The organism is Haloterrigena sp. H1, assembly GCF_005938085.1.
Classification (GTDB): Archaea; Halobacteriota; Halobacteria; order Halobacteriales; family Natrialbaceae; genus Natrinema.
The window spans coordinates 1,052,436-1,078,160 of the sequence record NZ_SMZK01000001.1; the positions used below are offsets into that span (position 1 = coordinate 1,052,436).

General features: G+C 63.3%; 27 protein-coding genes and 1 tRNA gene. 19 read left to right on the top strand and 9 right to left on the bottom strand.

Features of this window, described 5'->3' with window-relative positions; translation table 11 throughout:
* Window positions 1–46 precede the first annotated feature (46 nt).
* Window positions 47–1,042 (top strand): phosphoribosylformylglycinamidine cyclo-ligase, encoded by a 996-nt coding sequence (purM, locus tag E2L06_RS05355; protein ID WP_138779317.1) that lies wholly within the window; start codon window positions 47–49, stop codon window positions 1,040–1,042.
* A gap of 28 nt (window positions 1,043–1,070) precedes the next feature.
* Here purM and E2L06_RS05360 read toward each other — a convergent pair whose 3' ends face one another.
* The 3 genes from E2L06_RS05360 to E2L06_RS05370 form a co-directional block, all read right to left on the bottom strand.
* Window positions 1,071–1,493, bottom strand: a complete 423-nt coding sequence (locus E2L06_RS05360) for a universal stress protein (protein ID WP_138779319.1) — start codon at window positions 1,491–1,493, stop codon at window positions 1,071–1,073.
* Window positions 1,494–1,598: 105 nt separating this feature from the next.
* Window positions 1,599–2,102 carry a macro domain-containing protein gene (locus E2L06_RS05365; protein WP_138779321.1) on the bottom strand — a complete coding sequence of 168 codons (504 nt, stop codon included), beginning with the start codon at window positions 2,100–2,102 and terminating at the stop codon, window positions 1,599–1,601.
* 153 nt (window positions 2,103–2,255) lie between these two features.
* Window positions 2,256–2,579 carry a hypothetical protein gene (locus E2L06_RS05370; protein WP_138779323.1) on the bottom strand — a complete coding sequence of 108 codons (324 nt, stop codon included), beginning with the start codon at window positions 2,577–2,579 and terminating at the stop codon, window positions 2,256–2,258.
* Between the two features lie 166 nt (window positions 2,580–2,745).
* Between E2L06_RS05370 and E2L06_RS21745 the strand changes: the two genes are divergently transcribed.
* The gene (locus E2L06_RS21745; RefSeq protein WP_171052315.1) at window positions 2,746–2,919 is read left to right on the top strand and encodes a hypothetical protein; all 174 of its coding nucleotides are present in this window, start codon (window positions 2,746–2,748) and stop codon (window positions 2,917–2,919) included.
* 244 nt (window positions 2,920–3,163) lie between these two features.
* Here the strand turns inward: E2L06_RS21745 and dpsA are convergent, their stop codons facing one another.
* Window positions 3,164–3,709: a DNA starvation/stationary phase protection protein DpsA gene (gene dpsA, locus E2L06_RS05375; protein ID WP_138779325.1), complete on the bottom strand. Its 546-nt coding sequence runs from the start codon at window positions 3,707–3,709 to the stop codon at window positions 3,164–3,166.
* A 204-nt stretch (window positions 3,710–3,913) separates the two neighbouring features.
* On the opposite strand from dpsA, the gene E2L06_RS05380 reads away from it, so the two are divergent.
* Window positions 3,914–5,383 carry an aldehyde dehydrogenase gene (locus E2L06_RS05380; protein WP_138779327.1) on the top strand — a complete coding sequence of 490 codons (1,470 nt, stop codon included), beginning with the start codon at window positions 3,914–3,916 and terminating at the stop codon, window positions 5,381–5,383.
* Between the two features lie 21 nt (window positions 5,384–5,404).
* Here the strand turns inward: E2L06_RS05380 and E2L06_RS05385 are convergent, their stop codons facing one another.
* Window positions 5,405–6,541, bottom strand: a complete 1,137-nt coding sequence (locus E2L06_RS05385; protein ID WP_138779329.1) for a hypothetical protein — start codon at window positions 6,539–6,541, stop codon at window positions 5,405–5,407.
* 111 nt (window positions 6,542–6,652) lie between these two features.
* Here E2L06_RS05385 and E2L06_RS05390 point away from each other — a divergent pair, with 111 nt between their 5' ends.
* The 9 genes from E2L06_RS05390 (at window position 6,653) to E2L06_RS05430 (ending at window position 16,089) form a co-directional block, all read left to right on the top strand.
* The gene (locus E2L06_RS05390; RefSeq protein WP_138779331.1) at window positions 6,653–7,618 is read left to right on the top strand and encodes a carbohydrate kinase; all 966 of its coding nucleotides are present in this window, start codon (window positions 6,653–6,655) and stop codon (window positions 7,616–7,618) included.
* 85 nt (window positions 7,619–7,703) lie between these two features.
* Window positions 7,704–8,846 carry a YhjD/YihY/BrkB family envelope integrity protein gene (locus E2L06_RS05395; RefSeq protein ID WP_138779333.1) on the top strand — a complete coding sequence of 381 codons (1,143 nt, stop codon included), beginning with the start codon at window positions 7,704–7,706 and terminating at the stop codon, window positions 8,844–8,846.
* 57 nt (window positions 8,847–8,903) lie between these two features.
* Window positions 8,904–9,326, top strand: a complete 423-nt coding sequence (locus E2L06_RS05400) for a hypothetical protein (protein ID WP_138779335.1) — start codon at window positions 8,904–8,906, stop codon at window positions 9,324–9,326.
* A 188-nt stretch (window positions 9,327–9,514) separates the two neighbouring features.
* Window positions 9,515–10,525, top strand: a complete 1,011-nt coding sequence (locus E2L06_RS05405) for a metal ABC transporter solute-binding protein, Zn/Mn family (RefSeq protein ID WP_138779337.1) — start codon at window positions 9,515–9,517, stop codon at window positions 10,523–10,525.
* On the top strand, window positions 10,522–11,259 hold the full coding sequence (locus E2L06_RS05410) for a metal ABC transporter ATP-binding protein (RefSeq protein ID WP_138779339.1): 738 nt from the start codon (window positions 10,522–10,524) through the stop codon (window positions 11,257–11,259). The genes E2L06_RS05405 and E2L06_RS05410 overlap by 4 nt, the downstream gene beginning before the upstream one ends.
* Window positions 11,260–11,263: 4 nt before the next feature.
* A complete protein-coding gene (locus E2L06_RS05415) occupies window positions 11,264–12,283 on the top strand; it encodes a metal ABC transporter permease (RefSeq protein ID WP_138779341.1) in 1,020 nt (339 codons plus the stop codon).
* 66 nt (window positions 12,284–12,349) lie between these two features.
* Complete coding sequence (locus tag E2L06_RS05420; RefSeq protein WP_138779343.1) at window positions 12,350–14,461, top strand: acetate--CoA ligase family protein; 2,112 nt, start codon at window positions 12,350–12,352, stop codon at window positions 14,459–14,461.
* Complete coding sequence (locus E2L06_RS05425; protein WP_138779345.1) at window positions 14,458–15,597, top strand: phosphotransacetylase family protein; 1,140 nt, start codon at window positions 14,458–14,460, stop codon at window positions 15,595–15,597. The genes E2L06_RS05420 and E2L06_RS05425 overlap by 4 nt, the downstream gene beginning before the upstream one ends.
* Before the next feature lie 198 nt (window positions 15,598–15,795).
* Window positions 15,796–16,089: a PRC-barrel domain-containing protein gene (locus E2L06_RS05430; RefSeq protein WP_138779347.1), complete on the top strand. Its 294-nt coding sequence runs from the start codon at window positions 15,796–15,798 to the stop codon at window positions 16,087–16,089.
* Between the two features lie 79 nt (window positions 16,090–16,168).
* Here the strand turns inward: E2L06_RS05430 and E2L06_RS05435 are convergent, their stop codons facing one another.
* Window positions 16,169–17,626: a DHH family phosphoesterase gene (locus E2L06_RS05435; protein ID WP_138779349.1), complete on the bottom strand. Its 1,458-nt coding sequence runs from the start codon at window positions 17,624–17,626 to the stop codon at window positions 16,169–16,171.
* Between the two features lie 157 nt (window positions 17,627–17,783).
* Here E2L06_RS05435 and E2L06_RS05440 point away from each other — a divergent pair.
* From E2L06_RS05440 to E2L06_RS05470, 7 genes are all read left to right on the top strand, one after another.
* A tRNA-Lys gene (locus E2L06_RS05440) sits at window positions 17,784–17,857 on the top strand.
* Between the two features lie 187 nt (window positions 17,858–18,044).
* Entirely contained in the window at window positions 18,045–19,154 is a 1,110-nt protein-coding gene (locus tag E2L06_RS05445) for a hypothetical protein (protein WP_138779351.1), read from the top strand.
* 185 nt (window positions 19,155–19,339) lie between these two features.
* A complete protein-coding gene (locus E2L06_RS05450) occupies window positions 19,340–20,005 on the top strand; it encodes an MBL fold metallo-hydrolase (protein WP_138779353.1) in 666 nt (221 codons plus the stop codon).
* 57 nt (window positions 20,006–20,062) lie between these two features.
* Entirely contained in the window at window positions 20,063–20,575 is a 513-nt protein-coding gene (gene mobB / locus E2L06_RS05455; protein WP_138779355.1) for a molybdopterin-guanine dinucleotide biosynthesis protein B, read from the top strand.
* A 193-nt stretch (window positions 20,576–20,768) separates the two neighbouring features.
* On the top strand, window positions 20,769–21,437 hold the full coding sequence (locus E2L06_RS05460) for a helix-turn-helix domain-containing protein (protein ID WP_138779357.1): 669 nt from the start codon (window positions 20,769–20,771) through the stop codon (window positions 21,435–21,437).
* Between the two features lie 141 nt (window positions 21,438–21,578).
* On the top strand, window positions 21,579–22,343 hold the full coding sequence (locus tag E2L06_RS05465; protein WP_138779359.1) for an enoyl-CoA hydratase/isomerase family protein: 765 nt from the start codon (window positions 21,579–21,581) through the stop codon (window positions 22,341–22,343).
* 92 nt (window positions 22,344–22,435) lie between these two features.
* Window positions 22,436–22,858 (top strand): hypothetical protein, encoded by a 423-nt coding sequence (locus E2L06_RS05470; protein WP_138779361.1) that lies wholly within the window; start codon window positions 22,436–22,438, stop codon window positions 22,856–22,858.
* A gap of 139 nt (window positions 22,859–22,997) precedes the next feature.
* On the opposite strand, the gene E2L06_RS05475 is transcribed toward E2L06_RS05470, so the two are convergent.
* The 3 genes from E2L06_RS05475 to pyrB all read right to left on the bottom strand — a co-directional run bounded on the left by E2L06_RS05475 (window position 22,998) and on the right by pyrB (window position 25,581).
* A complete protein-coding gene (locus E2L06_RS05475; protein WP_138779363.1) occupies window positions 22,998–23,843 on the bottom strand; it encodes a hypothetical protein in 846 nt (281 codons plus the stop codon).
* A 315-nt stretch (window positions 23,844–24,158) separates the two neighbouring features.
* Window positions 24,159–24,647 (bottom strand): aspartate carbamoyltransferase regulatory subunit, encoded by a 489-nt coding sequence (gene pyrI / locus E2L06_RS05480; RefSeq protein WP_138779365.1) that lies wholly within the window; start codon window positions 24,645–24,647, stop codon window positions 24,159–24,161.
* The gene (gene pyrB, locus E2L06_RS05485; protein WP_138779366.1) at window positions 24,640–25,581 is read right to left on the bottom strand and encodes an aspartate carbamoyltransferase; all 942 of its coding nucleotides are present in this window, start codon (window positions 25,579–25,581) and stop codon (window positions 24,640–24,642) included. The genes pyrI and pyrB overlap by 8 nt, the downstream gene beginning before the upstream one ends.
* Window positions 25,582–25,725 lie beyond the last annotated feature (144 nt).

The following is a 25,725-nucleotide window of genomic DNA, read 5'->3' on the forward strand; positions in this document are numbered from 1 at the left end:
CCGCCGGACCGGTGACCTTTTGCTCGCCCCGAGAGGTCCTTCGAGTATGACCGACACGGACGACGAGGGAACCGATGCGGATCGACTCACCTACGCCGAAACCGGCGTCGACATCGAGGCAAGTGAAGACGCGACTGCGGCCTTGCTCGAGGCCTTCGGCAGCGACCTGACCACCGAGTACGCCGGCCTGATCGATATCGGCGACCGGTATCTAGCGCTGGCGACCGACGGCGTCGGCACGAAGCTCATGGTCGCCGAGGCCATCGAGGACTTCTCGACGATCGGGATCGACTGCATCGCGATGAACGTCAACGACCTCGTCGCAGCGGGCGTCGAACCCGTCGCGTTCGTCGACTACCTCGCGATCGACGAACCCGACGACGACCTCACGAACGAGATCGGCGAAGGGCTCGCCGTCGGCCTCGAGGAATCCGGCATGACCCTGCTCGGCGGCGAGACAGCCGTCATGCCCGACGTGATCAACGGCTTCGACCTCGCGGGGACCTGTGCCGGTCTCGCCGCCAAAGACGAGATCCTCTCAGGCGAGACACAGGTCGGTGACGTCCTCGTCGGCTTCGCCTCGAACGGCGTTCACTCGAACGGCCTCACGCTCGCTCGCGAAGCCGTTACGCGCAACCACGAGTACACTGACCCGTTCCCACACGATGCCGACCGGTCGATCGGCGAGGAACTGCTGCGACCGACGCGACTCTACACGGATTTGCTCGAGCCGATGCGCGAGCACGGCGTCCACGCGGCAGCCCACGTCACGGGCGGTGGCTGGACGAATCTGCTGCGGATGGGCGAGTACGAGTACGTGATCGACGACCCGCTGCCGGCACAGCCGATCTTCGAGTTCATTCAGGAGGAAGGTAACGTCACGGACGAAGAGATGCACCGGACGTTCAACATGGGGACCGGCTTCGCCGTCGCGCTGCCCGAGGACCGTGCCGAAGACCTCGTCGCTGACACCGACGGACAGGTTATCGGCCACGTCGAAGACGGCGACTCGGTCGAGATTCGCGGCCTCTCGCTGTCCTGAACCAGGGGATCGATCGCTTTCAGTTCGATCAGACCGCCTGGACGGGAATTTCCGTCTGGCGCATAACCTGTTCGGTGACGCTTCCAAGCGGTGTTCGCCGGTCGTCGGTCTCCCCACGCCGCCCCATGACGATCAGATCGGCGTCTTCGCGCTCTGCGAGGGTGACGATCTCGTCCCACGGGTTGCCGCGTCGACACTCGTGTTCGACTTCGACGCCACGGTCACGACCGCGGGCTTCGATCGCTTTGAGCAGTTCGATGGCCTCATCTTCATGTTTCTCGTGGTCGACCTCGACAGTGCCAAGCGCCGGCGGTCTGCCGTATCGACGCTCGTCGACGACGTAGAGACACAGCACCGTTGCGTCGTATTGAGCGGCGAGATCGAGTCCATGGTCGATGCCGCGCTCGGCCTGTTCGCTCCCGTCGGTCGGAATCAGGATCGTATCGTACATTCTTCAGGTGACGATTGAACCTGCCTCGTGGAAAAACTACCACCGTTTCTCAAAACCTGCTCGAGCGATTCGCCAGTTACCGCGAGTGGGCTCGAGACTGCCTTGTTACTGATTCGGCGCTGTCGCCGCCCGTATCGCGTCGTACTCCGCTTTGCTGTAGGCGATCAGGCGAACGTCCTCGAGCGTGTCCGGGTCGTAGTCGTCGATCACGCCGCCGATGATCGCCGCTCCCTCCGTGAGATCGAAGCCGGCCACGCCACAGCCGAGCGCGGGAATCACGAGTGAGCGACAGCCGAGTTCGTCGGCTTCCGCGAGGCTGTTTTCGGTCGCGTTCCGAATGCTTTCGGCGGTCGCCTGACCGTCACCGTAGTGGGGCATCGCGGCCGCGTGGATGACGTACTCGGCGTCGAGGTCGTAGGCGTCGGTGACCGCGACGTCGCCGAGGTCGACCGGCCCCTTCGCCATCGCGTCCTCGTTGATCTCTCCGCCCGCGCCACGTCGGAGCGCGCCGGCGACGCCAGAGCCCATCCGAAGGCTCGTGCCGGCGGCGTTGACGAGCGCGTCGGCTGACTGTGCAGCAATGTCACCCTGAACGACGTCGTACTCCATGTGCGGTCGTTTCGCACCAAGCTCAATGAAGCTATAGTAACAACTGAAACGAGTGACACACTGATCGCACAGCTGTCGTGCGATCAGGTTGCACTGACGTTCAGTGGCTACTATACTCGTGAGATCGCTCTGTGGGACCTGATTCGGCGTGGCTCACGCCGTCCGAACCCAGTCAGCGGCGATCGGATCGGGCTCGAGATCGGCGCGTGCAATCCCGTAAAACTTCTCGCGACCGACCGGAGTCCGCAGCCGGAGCACGCACGTATAGTCGGTTACCTCGAACGCAGTCACTGTCCGGGTGGACCGCTGGTGATCGAATCGAAAGCGCTGGTCTGTGTCCCCCTCGGCGATGATTTGGTTGCCAAGCGACCAGCTCAGTGATTCGATGCGTTCGATATCAACGTCGAACAGGTGGGCGACCAGATTCCGACCGCGCCGATCCATTGGCCCCTGTGACCTGTTCTCGTGTGAACTCATATGACGATGAAATCGCTCCGGTACGAAAAAAGGTACTATCTTCGCGTGATGCACATCAACAGGCGAAACCACCGAATAGAAGACCAGTCACCGGATGTCGTTGTCCAGCAGCATGTCTTAGGCCGACCAAAACCTTTTTAGATTTAGGCTCACCTAACTCATCGTGATGGACGTGCCCGCTCGCAGGGAAGACATAGACGCAGACGATACCCCCGAAGTTGAGGAGCCGGCAGTGGCCGTGACGAGCCACGAGACCCGCCCCGGAAAGGTCGTTTTTACCGAACGAAACAACAGCGACGGCTGGATCGCGACGGATCTCATCGTCGACCTCGAGCCCTAATTTCGCTATCGTTCGGGACGACGAGAGCCTCGTCAGGAGTGACTGTCGGCCACTGCACAGTCGATCGCTGGGCCGTCATGCGATCGGTGTGACTCGTTGGTAGTGATGCACCCGTCCCGATCGCAAACGACGCTTCGCTTCTGATCGTCCTCGGTGAAAAAGCCGTCTCCGCTTTCGGCCCTCCGCTCTGGCAGCCGCCGACGCACCGTCGGACCGTATGAGCCGGTTGCTGTAAGGGCTGTGCTCAGTGCGTCGCGTCCTCGAGCACCAGCGTGTCGTCTTCGAGGTAATGTTCGAAGTGGTGGCCGTCTTCCTCGAGCGTCACGAGGATCTCGCGCAGGATTTCGGCAGTCGCGTGGTCGCCCAAGTTCTCCGTGAGTTCGATGCTGTCGCGCATCGATTCGATGATGTCACCGTACATCTCGAGGTCGTGTTCGAACATCGTGCGGACGTCGTAGACGTCCTCGCCCTCGAACTCGACGGTGGCGCGTTCTTCCTGGTTTGTTGGACCCGACACGGGGACACCACCGAGCGCCTGTGCGCGCTCGGCGATTTCGTCTGCGCCTTCCTCGACGTGTTCGTACGCCTCTTCGAGGAATTCGTGCAGCGGAAGGAACTCTGCGCCCTCGACCACCCAGTGGTGTTTCTTCAGCTGGTGGTAGAGCACGTACGAATTGGCCAGCTCCGTGTTCAGCGCGTCGACGATCTGTTCAGCCTTCTCCTGCTCGAGGCGAAGACTGTTCTCCTCGACACTGTCAGCCGACTGGCGGACGGTCTTTTGAGTGCTCATCGTATCTATTGGTAGCGCCGCGATCCACTTAAAACCCCTCCATGAGGAAACTTTTCTTTGGTAGACCTAAAGATAATTTCCGACATATATAGATCCAGTCGCCCCGTGATTCGCCAATCATGTTACTGACTGACACTGTCAATATAGTATTTGTTTTTTCGAGACTGAGTAAACATTTTCAGTGAGGGAGTCCAAGGGAGTAATATGGCAACCAGAATCGCACAGCGGCGAGAGCGGATCTACGTCGACGGCGAGTGGCTCGAGACCGAGAACGTAGTATCGGTCTCGGACCTCGCCGAGGGTGGAGAGTTCGCACAGGTCGCCGCAGCGGGACCGACCGAGGCACGGGCTGCGCTCGCGGCCGCTCACGAAATCAAGCCGACGCTGCGGGAGACGACGGTCGTCGAGCGCGCGACGTGGTGTGAGTCGATCGCCGAGGGACTCCGCGAGCGCGAGGAGGAACTCGCGGAGGTCATCGTCCGCGAGGCCGGCAAACCGATCTCGTCGGCTCGCGGCGAGGTCGAGCAGGCAGCCGAACGGTTCGACCGGGCGGCCGAGGAGGCGCGCAACATCGTCAGCAAAGGCGAATATCGCGAGGGATCGACGGCGGGCCACGAGGGCTGGCAGGCAATCGTCAAGCACGAGCCGATCGGTGCCGTCCTCTGTATCACGCCGTACAACTACCCGCTTGCGACGACGGCGCTGCAGGTCGCGCCCGCGATCGCGGCGGGAAACAGCGTCCTGCTCAAGCCCGCGAGCAAAACGCCGATTTCGGCGGCGATCCTCGCCGACGTCATCGCTGACATCGACGGGATGCCGGACGGCGCGTTCAACTTCGTGCCGGGGGAAGCAAGCGAGATCGGCGACGTGCTTGCCGGCGACGACCGCATCAACGCGATCGCCATGACCGGCTCCTCGGGGGCGGGCAAACACGTCGCCCGCGAGAGCGGCATGGTCAACCTGCACATGGAACTGGGTGGGAACGCCCCAGCGATCGTCTTCGACGACGCCGACCTCACGGATGTCGCGGGCAACTGTGCCAAGGGCTCGTTCAAGTACGCCGGTCAGCGCTGCTCGGCCATCTCGCGCGTGCTCGCTCACGAGTCGGTCCACGACGACCTCGTCGACATACTCGACGGCCAGATGGACGCCTGGCAGGCTGGCGATCTCTTCGACGAGAACACCGCGTTCGGCCCGCTCATCAGCGAGGAGCAGGCCGACTGGGTCGAAGAACTCGTCGACGACGCCCTCGAGAAAGGTGCCGATCTCGTCCGCGGTGGTAAACGCCGCGCACCCGAGGGCGTCCCGGACGAACTCGCCGATCAGTTCTTCGAGCCGACGTTGCTCGCGAACGTTCCACACGATGCTCGCCTCGTCGACGAAGAGCAGTTCGGCCCCATCGCGGCGATCACCACCTTCGAAGACGAAGCGGAGGCTCTCGAGATCGCCAACGGCTCTGATCTCGCGCTCGACGCTGCCGTCTTCACCAGCGATTACAAGCGCGCGATGCGGATGGCCGAGCGTATCGACGCCGGTGCGGTCCGCATCAACGGTGCGCCAAGCCACGGCCTCGGTGACGTCCCCTTCGGCGGCAACAAAGATTCGGGCATCGGCCGCGAGGGTCTCGACGCCTCGATCCACGCGATGATGCGCAAGAAGAGTATCGTCCTGTAGATTCGCGATCGCGGTGGCCGTTCAGAACTCGACCGTTTCGGTCGTGATAACCGACTCTTGATCGCCTTCGACGACGACCACGGAGATGGTCTCGGTCTCTCCGACCTCGTACTCGAGTGTCACCTCCTCGCCGCGCTCGGTCAACGTTGCCTGCGTTCCGTCACCGTCACGGACCTCGACGTGAGCGCCAGTTTCCACCGACGCGAGCACGACAGTGACCGACTGTGCTGCCGTCTCCACGGCGATGGAGATACTCGCCCGCACCGGCCTACCGGTGCCGGCTTGGGTTTTCGAGATGGAATCGGTATATCGGAAGTCGGTCGTCGGCACGCTTCCGGTCGCGATGACGGTGTCGTCCTCGATGTCGATAGAAAACGCATCTAATCGATCGAAGGGCGACTCGGTGGCCAGTTCCGACTCCAGCTGGTCTTCGTTCAACTCGGACGAGTCCGCGCCGGTCATGACTTGCGTGTACGTCGTCGTCTCGGAGTCGATTGCCCACGAGTTTCCGACCGCGACTCCGTCGGACGATTCGGGGACGACCCCGAAACCGAGCGTGTCGTCACCCAACTGCTCGAGTACCGTCTCGAACGGTCCATCGCCGTCGACTCGCCGGTCCGTCCCGTCGAGTCCCGCCGCCAGCACGTCGTCGATGCTACCGACCTCGGGATCGATGACGACCAGCGTGTCGCTCGAGGCGGCGACCGATTCACCCGCCGCGTCGAAGACCTCGAACTCCCCGACTTCGTCGGTTGGGTCGCCTACGTCGAGTCCGGCGAGGTCGAACGTTCCGCGCATCACGTAGTGACCACTCTGACCTTCCGGCCCGAACTCGAGGATGTACTCGAACGTCGGCTCGGTGTCCAGTCGCCCGACGATCCGCCCGCCAGCACCGGACGGCGCGACCGGGATTTCGTCGATCGTGTCTTCCAAAAGACCGTCCTCGTGGCTTCGGACGGTCTCGAGATCCGTGTATTTGAAGAACCAGTCCGATCCTGCCGAGGTCGGGATCCATTGCGCCGCCGGGGAGAGATCACTGTTCCAGATGCTCGAGTTGCACTTGTCGGACTCGGAGTCGTCGTTTAGACAGCCCGCTCCACTGCCGACGAGGCCGGTTGCTCCCATCGCGAGTAGTGTCCGCCGATGAATATCGCTCATAATTCCTAGTAGTTCGAAACCCATTCAATTTGATCGTTTCCATGACAGTTCGACGTCGAATCACGCCGTTCGACACCGAACGGACTACTGTCGCGGCATTGTAGACGAGATATGGCCCACGACGTGCTCGTCGCCGGCGAAACGCTGATCGACTGGGTTCCCGACCAGCCTGGCCCGCTCGAGGATGTCGCCGGCTTCGAGCGCCGTCCTGGCGGTGCGCCCGCGAACGTCGCCGTCGCGCTCGCCAGACTCGACGAGCCGCCGCTGTTCTGGACCCGCGTCGGGGCAGACCCGTTCGGTCGCTACCTCGAACGGATACTCGCCGACTACGGCCTCCCCGACCAGTTCGTCACCCGCGATACCGGGGCGAAGACGACGCTCGCGTTCGTCACCCACGACGAGACCGGCGACCGTGAGTTTACGTTCTACCGCGACGGCACGGCTGACACGCGCCTCGAGCCCGGTCGAATCGACGACGAGACGCTGGCCGACTGCGAGTGGGTCCACGCCGGCGGCGTGACCCTTGCGAGTGGGTCGTCGCGTGCGGCGACGCTGGACTTGCTCGAGCGGGCCGCCGCCGCGGACTGTACGACGTCGTTCGATCCGAACTGGCGGCCCGAACTGTGGCCCGACGAGGAGACGTTCGCGAGCGTCGCGACCGACGCGCTCGCCCACGTCGACGTCTGTTTCGCGACGGCGGCCGAACTCGAGTTGCTGGGCACAACGGGCGAGTCACCGACCGCCGTCGCTCGAGCGGTGATCAGCGACGGCGCGGCCCAGACTCACACCGTCTTCGTAACACGGGGGAGCGAGGGTGCCATCGCCGTCGCCGATGACGACGCACCCTGGCCCGCGGACACGGTTTCTCACTCCGGGTTCGCGGTCGAGACGGTCGACACCACAGGGGCTGGCGATGCGTTCGTCGCCGGAGCGATCGCCGCGTTGCGAGACGGCCACACGCTCGCGGACGCGGTGGCGTTTGCGAACGCGGTCGCGGCGACGGCGACCACCGCTCGGGGCGCGATGGCCGCGCTCCCGACCCGCGATGCAGTGGAGACGTTGCTCGAGGCGGAGTGAGTTGCCCGTCTCGGCTCGGGACCAGCCAAACGGGGCGCGTGGCTGCAAGCCGGGCCGCTATCAGGCCCTGTGACGGACCAGCGGTATGGCTAGCACCGTCCGCAGCGCCGTTCCCTTCGCGAAGTCGGTCGTCAACGGAATTCAGGAGAAGAACGTGACGTTCATGGCAGCTAGCATCGCCTATCAGGCGTTCGTCTCGTTAATTCCGTTACTCGTGCTGCTGTTCTTTCTGGTGTCGTTCGTCGGCGATCAGGCACTCGCCGACCAGGTCTCGGCCATGACCGAGGGGTTCCTGCCCGAGAGCGGCCAGGTCATGCTCGAGAACGGGGTCGAAGGTGATACCGGCAGCGTCGGCACCTCCCTCATCGGACTCGTTGCGCTCGTCTGGGGATCGCTGAAGATTTTCCGGGGGCTGGACACCGCCTTCTCGGAGATCTACGCGTCGACCGCGGAGAACTCCCTGGGCGACCAACTCCGCGACGGGGCCGTCGTCTTCACGACGATCGCCGTCGCGCTGGTCGCTGCGGCATTGGCGACCGTCGTGTTCGCGTTCTTCCCGAGTATCCCCTTCATTGGATTGTTGAATCCGCTGTTGCTCGTGGTCGGACTGACGATCGCCTTCCTCCCGATGTACTACTTCTTCCCCGACATCGACGTCTCCGTTCGGGAGGTGCTGCCGGGCGTCGTCGTCGCCGCCGTCGGCTGGGCGGCGCTGCAGTCGCTGTTTCAGGTCTACGTCGCGTTTGCGGGTAGCTCCGACTCGGCGGGCCCGATCGGCGCGATCCTCCTCCTGCTGACCTGGCTGTACTTCGGTGGCCTGATCCTGCTCGTCGGCGTTGTCGTCAACGCGACCCACTCGGGGCATCTCGAGCTCGACGCCGGCGGGACGGCGACCGACGGCACGGAACGTCCCTCAGTCGTCGCACCGGACCGCCGCGAGCGCGAGCATCTCGAGGCCCAGCTGATCGGCCTCCGGCGCGAACGCGATCAGTTGCGAAACGACCGCGCAGCACAGCGCAGCCGTCGGTACCGGCTCGAGGACCGGGTCGAAACGCTCGAAGCGCAACTCGGCGACCTCGAATCGGAAACTCGGGCCCTCGAGGACGAAAACGAGCGGCTCCGACACGAACTCGCGTCGCAGCGAGGATCGTGGCGACGCCGACTCCGCGGCGTCCTGACGCGGGTTCGGACGCTGAACGTCGGTGTCCTCGAGACGCATCGCGACTAGCGCGACGCGCCGACTCGAGTCGTGACGCCTTAGTGCGTTCCCGTTCCACCGGAATTCATGTCCCACCCAGTCCGTGACGTGCGGCGTCGGATCCGGACGGACCACCCGTCGATCGTCGACGGGATCGACGCCTGTGCCGACGCGGTCGCCGCCCGCTGGGATACCGCGCGAACGACCGACAGCGAGGCGGTTGCGGACGGGCTCCACCGGGCGCTCGCAGAGGCCGGGGTTCTCGAGGCGCTGTCGAGAGTGCTCGCCGATTCAGTCGATGCGACCGGGTACGAACTCCGGGCGACCCCCGTTCCCGCACCACCTTACGTCGTCGTGACTAGCCGCGGCCCCATGCTCCGGGCGACGATCGATCCCGGTCGGCTCGTGATCCGATTTGACGCGTTCGAGGTGGTTCGTGACCCGTCTCCGGATCGTTCCCCGTCGTACCGGCGGCTCGATGGAACGCGACTCGCGGTCTCGCTCGAATAGGGCCGTCGCGCTGGCTTCCTCACTCTCTTGCCGGAACTGGCTTGCCTCTAAGTGACGAGCCGCAGCATAACAACTCGGCTCGCTATATGGGCAGCAGTTATTAACAGACTTCGACGCTAAAGGCGAGAATTAACAAAACACACTCTCCAGATAATAATACTTATACTCGGCGAGTACTAGCCTCGAGTATGGAGCTGACACGACGGACGCTGCTGAAGTCGGGTGCCGGTGCACTCACTGCGAGCACTGTCGCCGGCTGTCTCGACGACATCAGCGCGGCCGACGCGAATCTCGATGCCGGCTACGCCGCCTTCTTTACCCTGTGGGACTGGGCCGAGCAGGTCAGCGGCGACGCGATCGACTTCGAGAACCCGGTCGGGACCGGACAGGCCGGCCACGGCTGGTCGCCAAGCGGCGACCTCACCCGGGACATCGCCGACGCCGGTGTCTTCGTCTACATCGATACGCCCGCGTTCTCGTGGGCACAGGACGTCGCAGCGACGCTCGAGTCCGACTACGACACCGTCGCCGTAATCGATGGGCTCGAGGGTCTCGACGACCAGCTGCTGGGCTGGGGCCACGAGGCCACCGCCGATGGTCACGACCACGAGAGCGAGACCGAACACGGCGACGAGACCCACGACGAATCCTCGATCGATCCACACGTCTGGCTCGATCCCGTGCTTGCACAGGAGGTCGTCGACACCATCGCCTCGGGACTGGCCGACGCCGACCCGGACAACGCCGAGACCTACGAGGAGAACGCCGCATCGTATACGACCGACCTCGAGTCTATAGACCAGCAGTTCACGGATCTGCTCGAGACGGCAGATCAACATGTCGCTGTCTTCGCCGGCCACGACTCGTTTACTTATCTACAGGACCGCTACGGGTTCGATATTCATACGCCGGTCGGCGTCTCCCCGCAGGAAGAGCCGAGTGCTAACGACATTTCCGAGACGATCGAACTCGTCGATTCGGAGGGCATCGAGACGGTTCTCTACGATCCCTTCGAGGATCCCGACGGCGCATACCCACTCGTCGAGACGATCCTCGAGGAGAGCGCCGCGACCGATGCGATGCCGATCACACACCTCTCGGGGACGCTCACGAGCTGGCAGGACGAGGGCTGGGGCTATGTCGAGCAAATGGAAGAGCTAAACATCCCCGCGTTCAGAGAGGTACTAGACGCACAGTGACCGTCGTCGCGCTCGAGAACGTGACGTTTGCCTACGGCGAACAGCCTGCGGTCAAGGACGTCACGCTGCGGGTCGATGAGGGGGACTTTCTGGGCCTGATCGGCCCCAACGGCTCGGGCAAGACTACGCTGTTGCACCTCATGCTCGGATTGCGCACGCCCGACAGCGGCACGATCGAACTGTTCGGTGAACCCGTCTCGGCGTTCGACGACGGCGAGCGCATCGGCTACGTCTCCCAGCAGGCCACCAGTGGCGGCGGTTCGATGCCGGTCACTGTCCGCGAAGCGGTGACGATGGGTCGGTTCGCCCACGCGGGCCACGGCCGGCTGACCGCCGACGATCGTGCGATCGTCGACGACGCACTCGAAACCGTCGACATTACCGACCTCGCGGATCGGCAGGTCAACCAGCTTTCCGGGGGCCAGCGCCAGCGGGCCTACATCGCCCGCGCGCTGGCTTCCGAGGCCGACCTGCTGGCACTCGACGAGCCGACCGTCGGCGTCGACGCCGAATCTCGAGACGCGTTCTACCAGTTGCTCGAGTCGCTCAACGACGACGGGATCACGATCATCCTGATCGAACACGACATCGGCGTCGTCACGGATCGGGCGAACCGAATCGCCTGTATCAACACGGAGCTGTACCACCACGGCGATACCGAATCGTTCGTCGAAAGCGATGCCCTGACCGAGGCCTACGGCGCGACGGGCCAGGTTGTCCATCACCACCACTGAACCGATGACGCAGCGACGTTCCTTCCGGCGACGGCTCGAGCACGTCGGGATCGCCGTGACTGCCGTTCTCGCAGTGGCGATGGTCGTGCTGCTGGCGATCGACGCGTTGCGCCAAGTCACGATCGTCGGAACGTTGTACGAACAGCTCCGGATCGCGGGCTGGTGGGCCGATCACTACCTCGGGACGAACGTCTTCTATCATCCGTTCATGTGGCGCTCGATCGCGACGGGGATCCTGATCGGCGTCGTCGCGCCGCTGGTCGGTACCTACCTCGTCCACCGCGAGATGGCCCTGATCGGCGAGACGTTGGCGCATACGGCCTTCGCCGGCGTCGCGGTCGGCCTGCTGGTGAGTTCGATCACCGGCTGGGACGGCTCACTAATGGTCGTCGCGCTCGTCGTCGGGGTGCTGGGCGCACTCGCGGTCCAGTGGCTCGCCGAGCGAACCGACACCTACGGCGACGTGCCGATCGCGATCATGCTGACCGGGAGCTTCGCCGTCGGCACGCTGATCATCAGCTACGGCCGCGGGATGACCGGCATCAACGTCCAGGACTTTATCTTTGGCAGCATCTCGGTCGTTACCCCCTCGGGTGCGCGGCTGATGGCCGTCATCAGCGTGGTCGTCGTCGCCGTCACCGTCGCGACCTACAAGCAACTGCTCTTTATCACGTTCGACGAGCAGGCCGCCCGCGTCGCACGGCTCAACGTCACGTGGTACAACACCCTGCTGATCGTGATGACGGCCGTCGTCGTCGTCGGCGCGATGCAGATCCTCGGCGTCATCCTCGTCGCCGCGATGCTGGTCGTCCCCGTCGCCGCTGCGACCCAGCTCGCACAGAGCTTCCGGGAGACGATCTACCTCTCGATCCTCTTCGGCCAGGTGGCCGTCATCGGCGGGTTCGTCCTCTCGATCTCACAGAGCCTGCCCACCGGTGGCTCGATCGTCGTCGTCGCTATCGCCTGCTACCTGCTCGCGGTGTTCGCCTCGAGCCGGTCGTCACCGGCGATCTCGATGCACTGACCGCTCGCTCTCCGATGGGCGGAACACGCCATACGCTTAACACACTGCCTGGCGAACGCTCGAGCGATGGGACGGTTATCCGCACTCTTCGATCCCGAGACCGTCGCCGTGGTCGGCGCGACCGACCGCGAGGGCGCGGTCGGACGGGCGATCCTCGAGAACCTGCGTGATGGGTTCGACGGCGAGGTCGTCCCGATCAACCCCTCGCGCGAGGCGGTCCTCGGGCTCGAGTGTTATCCGGACGCGAAGAGCGCACCGCCGATCGAGCTGGCGGTGGTCGTCGTACCGCCCGACATCGTCATCGAATCGATTCAGGAGCTCGCCGAGACAGGCACCGAGAATATCGTCGTCATCACCGCCGGGTTCGCCGAAACGGGCAGCGAGGGCGCGAAACGCGAACGGCGACTGCGCGAACTCGCCGCCGAACACGACCTCAACGTCGTCGGCCCCAACAGTCTCGGGATCATGGCGACGCCGAACGGGATGAACGCCTCCTTTGCCCCGCAAACCCCGCTCGAGGGGTCGATCTCCTTTCTGAGCCAGTCGGGAGCGTTCATCACCGCCGTCCTCGACTGGGCGACCGACGAGGGAATCGGCTTTCAGGACGTCGTCTCGCTTGGCAACAAAGCCGTCCTCGACGAGACCGACTTCATCCGCGAGTGGGACGACGATCCGGCAACTGACGTCGTCATCGGCTATCTCGAGGACATCGACGACGGGCAGACGTTCCTCGAGACTGCTCGCGAGGTGACCGACGAGACACCGATCGTCCTCGTCAAATCCGGTCGGACGGACGCCGGCGCGAAGGCGGCCTCTTCGCACACCGGTGCGATCGCCGGCAGCGAACGGGCCTACGAGGCCGGCCTCGAGCAGGCCGGCGTCCTGCGAGCCCACTCGGTCCAAGAGCTGTTCGACTACGCGCGGGCGCTCGCGGGGCTGCCCGAACCCGACACTGACGGCGTCGCCGTCGTGACGAACGCGGGCGGGCCTGGCGTGTTGACGACCGATGCGGTCGGTGACTCGACGCTCGAGATCGCCGACTTTACCGACGAGACGATCACGGCGCTGGCCGAGGCGATGCCCGACGAGGCCAACGTCTACAACCCGATCGACGCGATCGGCGATGCTGACGTCGATCGCTTCGGCGAAGCCCTCGAGATCGCACTCGAAGACCCCAACGTCGGCAGCGCGGTCGTCGTCGCCGCGCCGACGGCAGTCCTCTCGTACGACGGCCTCGCCGACAGGATTATCGAGAGCCGCGAGGCACACGACACGCCGGTCGTGGCCTGCCTGATGGGCGGGAAACGAGCCCGCGAGGCCGAGGAGCAGCTGCGCGAGGCGGGGGTTCCGAACTACTTCGATCCCTCGCGGGCGGTGTCGGGACTCGACGCGCTCGCTCGGTTCCGCGATATTCACGAGCAATCGACCGACGAACCAGAGACGTTCGACGTGGACCGAGCGCGTGCCCGTGAAATACTGGCACGTGCCGAGCGTCGTGCCAACAACCGACTCGGCGTCGAGTCGATGGATCTACTCGAGGCCTACGGCGTTCCGACGCCGGCCGGCGAAATCGTCGACGATCCCGAGCGCGCCCGTGAGGTGGCCGACTCGATCGACGGGGACGTCGTCATGAAGATCGTCAGCCCCGAGATCTCGCATAAATCCGATATCGGCGGCGTCAAAGTCGGCGTCGCAACCGACGACGTCTATGATGCCTACGAAGACATCGTCGCGCGGGCGCGCAACTACCAGCCCGACGCGACGATCGTCGGCGTACAGATCCAGGAGCAGGTCGATCTCGAGGCCGCGACCGAGACGATCGTCGGGATGAACCGCGATCCGCAGTTCGGCCCGCTGTTGTTGTTCGGCCTCGGCGGCATCTTCGTCGAAATCTTGGAGGACACGTCGGTTCGTATCGCACCGATCGGCGAGCGCGAGGCCCGCGAAATGGTCGACGAGATCCAGGCCGCGCCGCTGTTGCGCGGCGCTCGCGGCCGCGAGCCCGCGGACGTCGAGGGCGTCGTCGAGACGATCCAGCGACTTTCACAACTCGTGACTGACTTCCCGTCGATCCTCGAGCTCGACATCAACCCGCTCGTGGCGGGGCCCGACGGCGTCCAAGCGATCGATCTCCGACTGACCGTCGACACCGACGAACTCGACACGGAGGAACCATGACCGACATCGATTCAGAACCCGAATCCACGGCGGCCGACAGTGACACAGACACGACGACCACCGAAAACGAAACCGGCGACACCGACACGCTCCTCGTCAGCTCGCTCGCGGAGAGCACCGGGAAGACGGCAATCACGCTGGCGCTCGCCCGCCTCGCACAAAGCGCAGGCGACAGCGTCGGCTACATGAAACCCAAAGGCACCCGGCTTCAGAGCAACGTCGGCAAGACCTTAGACGAGGACCCGCTGCTCGCGCGCGACCTGCTCGAGTTAGAGGCGGAGATCCACGATCTCGAGCCGGTCGTCTACTCGCCGACGTTCATCGAGCAGGTGATTCGCGGCCGCGAGACGCCCGACGAACTCCGCGAGCGCGTTCAGGACGCGTTTGGGACACTCGCGGCGGACCACGACCGGATGTTCGTCGAGGGTGGCGGTCGGTACGACATCGGCCAGATCGTCGATCTCACCGATGCCGACATCGCGGCCCTGTTCGACGCTCGTGTCCTGCTGGTCGCCTCGTACGAAATCCCGGCGGACATCGACGACGTGCTCGCCGCGGCCGATCAGTTCGGCGACCGGCTCGCCGGTGTCGTCTTCAACGACGTCCCCGATGCGGCCTACGATCAACTCGAGACCGACGTGGTGCCGTTTCTCGAGGGGCAGGGGATTCCGGTCCACGGCGTCCTCCCGAGCGAACGGGAACTCTCGGGTGTTACGGTCGCCGACCTCGCCGACGAACTCGGCGCGACGATGCTCGTCGACGAGGGACAGGACGCCTACGTCGAGCGGTTTTCAGTCGGAGCGATGGGTGCCGACAGCGCCCTGCGACGCTTCCGCCGAACGAAAGACGCGGCCGTCATCACCGGCGGTGACCGAGCCGAAATCCATACCGCCGCGCTCGAGGCATCCGGCGTCCGCTGTCTCATTCTGACCGGTGGCCACCGCCCGTCGGGAACGATCCTCGGGCAGGCAAGCGAGAAAGGCGTCCCGATCCTCTCCGTGCAGACGGACACGCTCGCAACCGTCGAGCGCGCAGAAGACGTGATCCGAAGCGGTCGGACGCGCGACGCGGAGACGGTCGACCGGATGAAGCAGCTCCTGTCCGATCACGCAGCCGTCGACTCGATTCTGGACTAAACCCGTCAGACACACCGTTGTCGCGGTTTGGCTGGTCTCCGCCTCTGGAAGCCGACACGGGTTACATCGATCGCGTTGCAGCGCTCGCCGCCACAACGACGACTGTCCGTGTGCGACGGGGCCTCATCGACTAGTGTCCAACAGTCCGACTGTCACGTCTAACCAAAAGTTAAGAGTCCACCACGCATGATTCCTGGCATGGACGACACACCCCAAGAGATCACCTCTCTCGTCGGCCGCGAGGTCTACTCGAACAACGGCGTCTTCGTCGGCGAGGTCGAGGATCTCAGACTGAACATCGACGGCGAGGTCGTCTCCGGACTCGCACTCGCAAACTTGAACAGCGAACTGTTCGCCGAAGAAGCTCGCAGCGGGCAGGGCATCATCGTCCCCTACCGCTGGGTCCGCTCTGTCGGCGACATCATCCTGATCAACGACGTCGTCGAGCGCGTCCGCGACCCCGACGAGGAAGAAGACGAACTCGTCGTTTAGACCCGTTCGCGCGACGACGACCGAGCCAGCCCGACAGCCGCCCGCGAGGTCGAGCCAGCGGATTCGGCGTAGAACGCCGCTAGCTGCCGTTCGACCCTTCGCTACTTCCCTCGACGCCCATCGCGTCGAACAGCGTCCGTTTGACCGCCTCTTCGGTCAACTCGAGTAACGTATCCCGCGTGCCATCCGAAATTTCGATGCCGGTGAAAATGCCCAGCGGGATCTCCGCGCTGGCCTGTGTGGAGTGGCCGGCCGTCTCGCCGATCTCACCGTAGGCATCGTCTAACACCTTGCCGATGTTGATACGGATGTCCTTCGAGCGACCGGCGAGGAAGATCGTCTCGTCGGCGATGCCGAAGACCGCCGTCGTGGTCACGCCCTCGAGATTCAGCAGATGGCTGGCGGCTTGGGTCAGCGCCTCGCGATCGCGGACGATGCCGGCGTTGGAGATGAGATGGCTGCCCTGCACGTCGCGGTTCGTGATCGCCTCCGCGAGCACGTCCAGTGTCTCGGGGGACATCGACGGCGATTCGACCTGCTCTAAGGTGTCGTGGTTCGCGAACGGATAGAGGTAAGCCGCGGCGGTCAGATCGGCGGGGGTCGTGTCGCGTTTGAAATCCAGGGTCTCCGCGCGGATGCCGTAGAGCAAGGCCGTTGCGACCTCCTCGGAGACGTTCATGTCGAACTCCTGGATGTACTTCGTCATGATCGTCGACGTCGAGGACATGTTCGGCCGGATGTCGACGAACTCGGGCTCGACGCCCTCCTCGGTCTCCGCCTCGTGGTGATCGATGACGATGTCGACGGGGAGTTGCATCTCGCCTGCGGTCCCGTGATCGACCAAGGCGACGGTGTCGTAGATCGAGTGGTCCTCGATCTCGTCCCACTGGACGAGGTCGATCCCCAGCAGATTGACGAACGCGCGGTTCTCCTGATGGCCGACGTCACCCAGATAGATGATATCGGAGTCGATCCCCAGATGATCGGCGATCGCCTGCAACGCCGCCGCGCTGGCGATCGAATCCGGGTCGGGACTGTCCTGGGTGACGATCGCCAGTCGCGTCCCGGTTTCCTCGACGATCCCAGCGAGTTGGCCCGCGTTGTACTCGAGTTCGCCGGACTCGAGGGCTCGCAACGCGGACTCGGCGATGACCGAGGAGGGGTTGATGACGATATCGGCGCCGAGTTCGGAAAGTTCGTCCCCCGAGACGGGATCACTCGCGCGGGCGACGACGAACGGGTCGTCGTCGGCGGTGCGGATATGCTTGAGGGCGTGCTTGTTCGATTCGACGTCCGACGCGAGGATCAGGACGACGTCCCGGTCGGCGACCAGGTCGGCGATCTCCTCGTCGCGGATGTCGGCCGCACGGGCATCCAGGTCCTGATCGCGGAGCGATTCGACGCGGCTCTCGTCGCGATCGACGATGAAGACGTCTTTGCCCTGTTCGACGAGTTCCTCCGCGACGGCGTATCCCACGCTGCCACAGCCCAAGATGGCGTAATCAGAAATCGACGAAATCGTAACCCCCGTGCTCATTGCCCGTGTGGTCGGACCCACCGCACTTAACGTTCCCGAAGCGTGGCATAAACTGACGTTTCGCGTCGGTGGCGAGCCAGCAATCGCGCGTGGATGGCTGTCACAGCGCCTGCCAAGGGAAACGTATTTGAACGACCGAGAGAAAGTCGGAGATACAGGGCCGGTAGCTCAGTCCGGCAGAGCGTCTGACTCTTAATCAGACGGTCGCGTGTTCAAATCGCGCCCGGCCCGCTTCTCCGCAGCGCGTTTTTGATTTCCGGGACAGCGTGTTGTTTCTGGATTGATATTTAAGTCGAGCGTCGCGCGCTTCACTTATGGGTACGGTCGGCATCAGGCTGACCAGTACAATCCTGACAAGGATATCGAGGACTAATCCGGGGTCACTGGGTTTATTCAGGGTCAGAAACAGGTAGTGGCTATGAATCAAGACGAGTTCGAGAGCCGGTATCCCGAAATCGCCTCACTTCTTGGGGACGACTGGTGGTCAAAGGCGGATCCGCATCATCAAGTGTATTTCTCCGTTGTAAAGGACAACTGGCGTGGACTGGACTACTATTCCAGACTGATCAATCGGACACCCGCTGACGAGATTGCGTTGGAGTATGAGAACGATTTATATTCAATGAGAGGATTTGATTCGTTTTTCAGCGAACTGATCGGATATGTTGCAACGGAGCGATGGCTGTGTGACAGTCCAGAAGTTTTGGACGTGAAGGGGACTACAGGCCTGCCTGAGTACGGATGTGAGGATCTAGACGTGGAAGTGGCTTGTATTCGAGAGTCGCGGGAGGAGAATCGTATCCGTGTTCATCTCGCGGAAGAGTTGGACTGTGAATACACGCCTGTGATCCAGAAGAAATACGCGTACGATAACTTTGCCAGTGACGGGGACTCGTGGGCAGAGAACGAGAGACAAGTTGATGAAGTGATTGGCGAGATTGGCAGTATCAGTGAAGAAGATCTACCGGTAACAGTTGAAACAGATGCTTTTGAAGTGGAGGTGTTAAAATCGGGTTCTGATGAACTGGGTCGGATCGTGCAGTCTGGAATGGTCGGGATCACTCCAGATGAGAACAACAAGATTGCAGGGAATATTAAACAGAAAGCAGCGAAGCAAAGAGGTGAGCGGCCGCTTATCGTCTTCATTGACATGAAGATTGAGACGGTTGATTCTGTTGCGGAAGTTGTAGAGAAGGTGATCGGTGAACCGTATGGATACGGGCGATGTGAGGATGTCGAAATCTCGAGTGCTATCCAGAATACCAATCCTGAATGGGAGGAGTACTTGACTGAGATTGATGCGATTCCGGGTGGATACAATAGAACGTATCCCGCAATCCCTCCGGGAGATGAAGGAGTGTTTGCGTCTGAAGAGGTGGCTGGAGTGGTGGGAGTGATGGTCCGATTCTATCACAATGAAGTCGCATATGTACCGAATGTCTACACAGGCAAAGTGGACGCGAAAAGCGTATTTGACCGGATTGGATGGGGATCCAGTACTCGATCGTTGAAGCCGAGCGACATCTAATGTTCAAATCGCGTCCGGCCCACATTTGTAGCGATTCCTTCCGTGCGGGGCGATGCGGTTCAAGCGATCTGACCAGAGTACGCCCTAGCCCATGAGATTGCGACGCTGATGCCGAATCGATTTTTGGCCTCACTCGAGCCAACGGCCGACCTATAAGACGACCCGTTCCGTACCCTCGAGCCACCATGCAAGTCGACTACGAGGGGCTCACGTTCGAGCGGCTCGGCCACGCAAGCGTTCGTATCGAGACCACGGATGGCACGATCATCTATATCGATCCGTGGAGCGAGGTGCTCGAGGGCGAGCCGAGCGACGGCGACATAGTTTTTATCACGCACGACGACTTCGACCACTACGACCCGGAGGCGATCGCGGCCGTTGCAGGGCCGAACGTCACCGTCGCGGCCTACGAGGCGATCGACACCAGCGAGCTCGCGAGCGACGTGATCGACCTCCCCTACGAAGGCGAGACGACTGTCGATGGGATCGACGTGCGGACGGTCCCCGCCTACAACGACCCCGATGGGGCCCACGTCGACGAGGACGGCGAGCCCTACCATGCCGACGGCGAGGTAATCGGCCTCGTACTCACGCTCGAGGAAACGACCGTTCTGGTCCCCTCTGATACGGATTTCCTCCCGCATCACGAGTCGCTCTCGGTCGACGTGCTTGTCCCGCCGATCGGCGGCCACTTCACGATGAATCGCGCCGAGGCTGCCAATTTCGCCCGGAGCGTCGACGCTGACCTGGTCTTGCCCGAACACTACGACACGTTCGAGCCGATCGAGACCGACGCTGAGGCGTTCGCGGCCGACCTCGAGGCCGACGGAATTCGCGTCGAACTCTTCTAACCAACGGCCACGCCCTGCTGGCGCGGAACTTTAAGTTCGGATCGTCAACGTACGCGCATGGCAGCGGACACGAGACTGCGGGCTGTCTGTGTAGCCGGCCCGAGCGATGCTGGGAAGACGACGCTCGTCGAGCGGCTGGTGCCCCGGCTGGCCGAGGACGGACGCGTCGCGACGATCAAGTCGATCCACCACGATATCGAGGTCGATACGCCGGGAACCGACACCCATCGCCATCGAACCGCGGGCGCGGAGACCGTCGTTGGCATTACACCAACGACGACGTTCGAGGTGACGACACACGGGAAAGACGCGCCGCCGGCCGCCGACGGCGATACCCTCCTCGAGGCCGACGATCCCGAAATTCAGGCGCTCTCACGGACCCTCGAGCGACTCGCACGTCGTGGATACGACACCGTCCTCGTCGAGGGGTTCTCGCAGTCGCCGTTGCCGACGGTTCTGGTCGGCGACCGGGACCCGGCTACGGTCGGCGGTCCCGTCGTCGGCCGCGGCAACGACGAAATCGACGATCTCGTCGACACGATCCGCACACTCGAGGGCGTCGCGATCTGACGGGCCGGATTCGTGAGCCGTTCCGGGAGGTCCCCGGCCACCACGTCGTGTTCGGCGGGCGAGTTGCCATCCGCTTTTGCTGCACTCGATCGATGCGAGAACCAGTCAAGAGACTCGTCATTCACTCAGATCGTCTCTAAGTGGTTTGGAAGTGCGGTTATGGACATCGTCGTTCTATCGTGGAGTGAGACTCATGACATCCATCGCAGACATCGAGATCCAGGCCGACGGCACTGGCACCGACGAGCTCTTCGAGGCCGTTCCGTCGCTGACGTGCGAGATGGAGCGGGTGATCGCCTCGAGCGGCCACGGACTCTGGCTCTCGGGGCCGTCCCAGTCGGACGTCGAGGACGCGCTCGAGGAGGCGACCGCGATCGGAACGTACACACAGATCAGCAGCGACGAGGACCGCTGGCTGTACGATATCGAGTTCGAGCCGGATACCATCGACCCCTTCGAACTCGTGCTCGAGGAGGGTGGGACGGTACTGAGTGCCTCGGCGTCGAACGGGACGTGGCTATTCAGTGTCCGCGTCGTCGACCGCGAGTGTGTAAGTTCGCTGTACGACCGTCTCGACGATGCCGACGTCACCCCGACGATCGTCCGGCTGTTCGATCTGGCATCCGAGACGAACTCCCAGTGTGGGCTGACGCCACGGCAGTACGAGACGCTGGTCGCGGCGATCGACCACGGTTACTTCGAGATTCCGCGCGAGGTCTCGATGCAGGAACTCTCCGAAGAGCTCGACATCTCCCATCAGGCGCTCTCCGAGCGCCTGCGTCGAGCCTATCGCGCACTCGTGACGTCCGAACTCAACGTCACTGAAGAGGAGACCGCCGCACCACCGATGCCGACGAACTGACTGCTGACCGTCCGGAGCCACCGTCCCGTTCGACGGCCATCTCGATGGTTTTCGCGACCGCCCGACCCGCTGAGCGCCATCTCCCGGACGAAAACAGGATCGAAACTCGCGTTTAATAGCCGGGCGCACAACAGTCGTGGCATGAAAACCCATCACGATGATGGCGTGTTACGAGTGACGTTCGACCGGCCGGACGCGCGCAACGCGCTCACGACCGAGACGGCCGCCGATCTGGCCGACACCATCGACGCTGCCACGCCCGCGGAGTACGACGCGATCGTCATCACCGGTGCAGGTGACGCCTTCAGTGCCGGCGGCGATCTCGAGGCGCTCGCCGAGACTCCCGACTCGTCGCAGGCGGCCTACGAGCAGGTCACCGAGACGTTCGGCCGCGTCGTCGAGGCGATGCTCGCGTGTCCCGTCCCGATCGTCGCGAAGGTCAACGGCGACGCCATCGGCGCGGGACTATCGATCGTCGCGCTCGCGGATATCGCGGTTGCCGCCGCTGACGCGCGGTTTTCCTGTGCGTTCGTCAGGGTCGGGCTGCTTCCCGACACCGGTGGCACCGTCATGCTTCCCCACATCGTCGGACTGCGCGCGGCCAAACGGCTCGCGTTCACCGGCGAGTTCTTCGACGCCGACCGCGCGGCCGACCTCGAGCTGATCAACGAGGCGGTCCCCGCCGCCGACCTCGACGATCGGGTCGCCGACATCGTCACACAGCTCGCGAACGGCCCGACGGCTACGATCGGGCTGATGAAACAGGCCATACACGAGAACCTGGGTCGGTCGTGGGAGGAGGGACTGGATTACGAGAACCTGCTACAGGCACAGGCCCGCACCTCACAGGCCCACGAAGAGGGTGTTGCCGCTCGCCTCGAGGACCGAGAGCCGACGTTCGAGTGATCGCCGACGGCTCGCGTCGGCTCGGTGCGAGCCGGTCGCAAGCGCAAGCAAGCACCACGGCCTTGCGCGACTCGCTCCATCCTCCGAGTGCAATGTCTCCACAGTTTAGCGACGACGATATCGGCAAGCGCGTCGTCAACGCCGACGGTGACGAGGTCGGTATGGTCGCAGACGTCGAACACGGCACCGCTCACGTCGAACCGGATCCCGGAATCACGGACTCGATCAAGGCGACACTCGGCTGGAGCGACAGCGGTGAAAACACCTACCCGCTTCAGGAGGAGGCGGTCGGTCGCGTGACCGACGACGAAATCCGCCTCGAGCGGAATCCCTCCGGTACGACTGGCGGAACCACCGAGATGGGTTCCGACACCAGGACCGGAACGGCCGGCACCGAAACGTCGGATCGTGGTATCGACCGCAACGAGGACGATATCGGCGGCCGCGACGACGAGGGTATGAGACGGGACGATGACGACGACCTTCTCGGCGACGACGACGATCGGACCCGGTAGTCCTGTCCACCGATGTCGAATCAACCCGCCGATCGCACCCCAGCGTTAGGCGGAATCACGGTTTCTTTTCGCGTCACATCGTTCGGTTGGTCCTCGAGCCGTCACCGCTGGCCAGTGCCGCTTTCCACACCGGCCGAACTCACGGGTCCGACTCGGAGCCGGGTTCGCCGTGAGTGACGCCCTCGCGCTCGTCGGCCTGCATCCGTCGCAGGGCCGCACGGCCGTTGCCTGCATCGTAGCCGAAGAAGACTCCCTTGGCGTACTCCTGAGCGACCTCACTCGCGTGGATCAGGTTGTCGATGTCGACGTTGACTGCGTACAGTTCGATGTTAAACGGCGTCTCGAGTGCGCTTTCGAAGCCCTTGGCGATCGTCTCGAGCCAGTAGGTCGTCCCGTAGTTCGTATCATACAGCGGGACGACGAACTCGTCGACGTATTCTTCGATAGCCTCGAGATCGATGCCGGCACGTTCGTAGAGGTGGCCGGGGTAGGGATCGGGATAAAGAGTCATGTAGACGGTCCCCGGAATTCGGTCGACGGCGTCCTCGACGAACTCGGTGATGACGTCGGCTCGCCACTCCATGCGGTCGTCGAACTCGCTTGCCTCGAACGCCTGCTCGCAGACGCCACAGCGACAGTACTCCGCACGTGGGAAGCCGATGTCGTCGAGGCGGACGTCCTCGTTTTCGGCGACACAGTCGTCGATCACCTCGAACAGTCCCTCTCGGTAGTCCTCGCGGGACGGGCAGATGTAGGCCCAGTCGAAGTAGGGCTGTTGGCGGTCGGCCGGCCGACCCATGTCGTCGACGGGGAGTAGCGACGGATCGGCGTCGGCAGCGGCGTTGTCGCCGAAACAGGAGACCATATTGATCCCGTCGGCGATCGGTTCGGAGGACCTGCCGGTCACGTCTTTGACCTCGTAGAAGCCGCGCTCGAACTCCGGCCACCGTACTTCTTCGGCGTTACGGGTGACGACGCCGTACATAGCTCAGCGTACGCCGCCGTCACCGTAAGCGGTTCGGAATCGAGTGTACTTCTGTTAGTGAAGGGTCCGTGACACCACTCGCACCTCGAACCTCGAGTGCGGCGGTGTGTCGACGGGTCGTTCGATACTACTCAGCTGGTTCGTAGTCGACTTCGACGTCGTCGGAGCCGCCGAACGTGACCTTGTAGAGAACGGCGACAACGAACAGGGCGAGCACGATTTTGATAGTGCGTGACATGTACAGGTGAAGATTGGGTGGAAAATACTTAGGTATTCTGGATGCTCGTCTCGACTGAAACACGGACGGCGGCAGTCTCAGGTGTCGATCAGCGATGCGATCTCCTCGCGGACGATCGTTCCACAGTACGCACAGCGTACGCCGTCCTCGAGGACCGTAAACCGGGAGATGACGGGCTCGTTTCCGGTCGTGATACAGCCGGCGTTGGGACAGGAGAGGACGCCCTCGACGACTTCGGGTCGTTCGACGCGGTGTTTCTCGACGACGTCGAAGTCTCTGACGATGTTGATCGTCGCATCCGGCGCGATCAGTGAGAGGACGTCGACCTCGTCCTGGCTCAGTTCGCGACCCTCGACCTTGACGATGTCCTTGCGCGCGAGGCGGTCGGAGGGGACGTTCATCCCAACCGAAACCTCCTCGCCGTTGCTGCCATCGATGCCGAGGATTGCGAGGACGTTCAGCGCCTGTCCGCCGCGGACGTGGTCGATTACGGTCCCGTCGCGAATCTTGCTGACCCGCAGTTCGTGCTCGTCGTTGCCGTCGTGGTGGTCGTGTTCGTCACTCATCGTCATCACCGCCGAGTGCTGCCTCGTCGCTCAACAACAGATCCAGCAGCGCCATCCGGACCGGCACCCCGTTGTGGGCCTGCTCGAAGTAGGCCGCGTGCTCGGTCTCGTCGATCTCGGGGGCGATCTCGTCGACGCGGGGCAGCGGATGCATGATCGTCAGGTCGTCACTCGCGGCCTCGAGCGTTTCGGCATCGATCTGGTACTCGCCGGCGACTTTCTGGTACTCGTTCTCGTCTGGGAACCGTTCCCGCTGGATCCGCGTGACATAGAGGACGTCCAGCGAGGGCAAAATTTCCTCGAGCGAGTCGTGTTCGCGGATCCCCGGCGTGTCCTGCTGATGAAGGTCGTAGACGACCTCGCGGGGCAACTGTAGGCTCTCGGGGCTGATGAAGTGCTGGTGGGCGTCGAAGTTCGTCAGCGCATAGGCCAGCGAGTGGACGGTCCGACCGTATTTCAGGTCGCCCATGATGCCGATCGTCAAATCGTCCAGGCCGGCGTTCTCCCGGATCGTATAGAGATCGAGCATCGTCTGTGTCGGATGCTGGCCCGCGCCGTCACCCGCGTTGATCAGTGGGACGTCGACGAACTCGCTGGCCATCGTTGCCGCCCCCTCTTTGGGATGGCGCAAGACCAGCGCGTCGGCGTACCCCTCGATGACGCGGACGGTGTCTGCGAGCGTCTCCCCTTTCTTGACGCTCGAGGACTCGATCGAGCCCATGTCGACGACGTCGCCGCCGAGCCGTTTCATTGCGGTCTCGAAGCTCATCTTCGTCCGCGTACTCGGCTCGAAAAAGAGCAGGCCGAGCAACGTCCCGGCGTGGCGGTCAGCGACGGCCGACAGGTCGGCGTCGATCTCGGCCGCACGATCGAGGACGGTCTCGATGTCCGCCCGCGAGAGGTGTTTGCTCGTGATGAGGTGATCGTGGCGCATTCGTTCGTGTAGGCTCTTGCGTGCCCCTTGAATCTCTCCATTCGGCCCGACGAGACCACCGACACGGGATGCGAGTGGAACGCGATATGCCTGTGCCCCTTGCTATCGCAAGTCGTGATTCCAACGCAAAGAGTTATACAGACA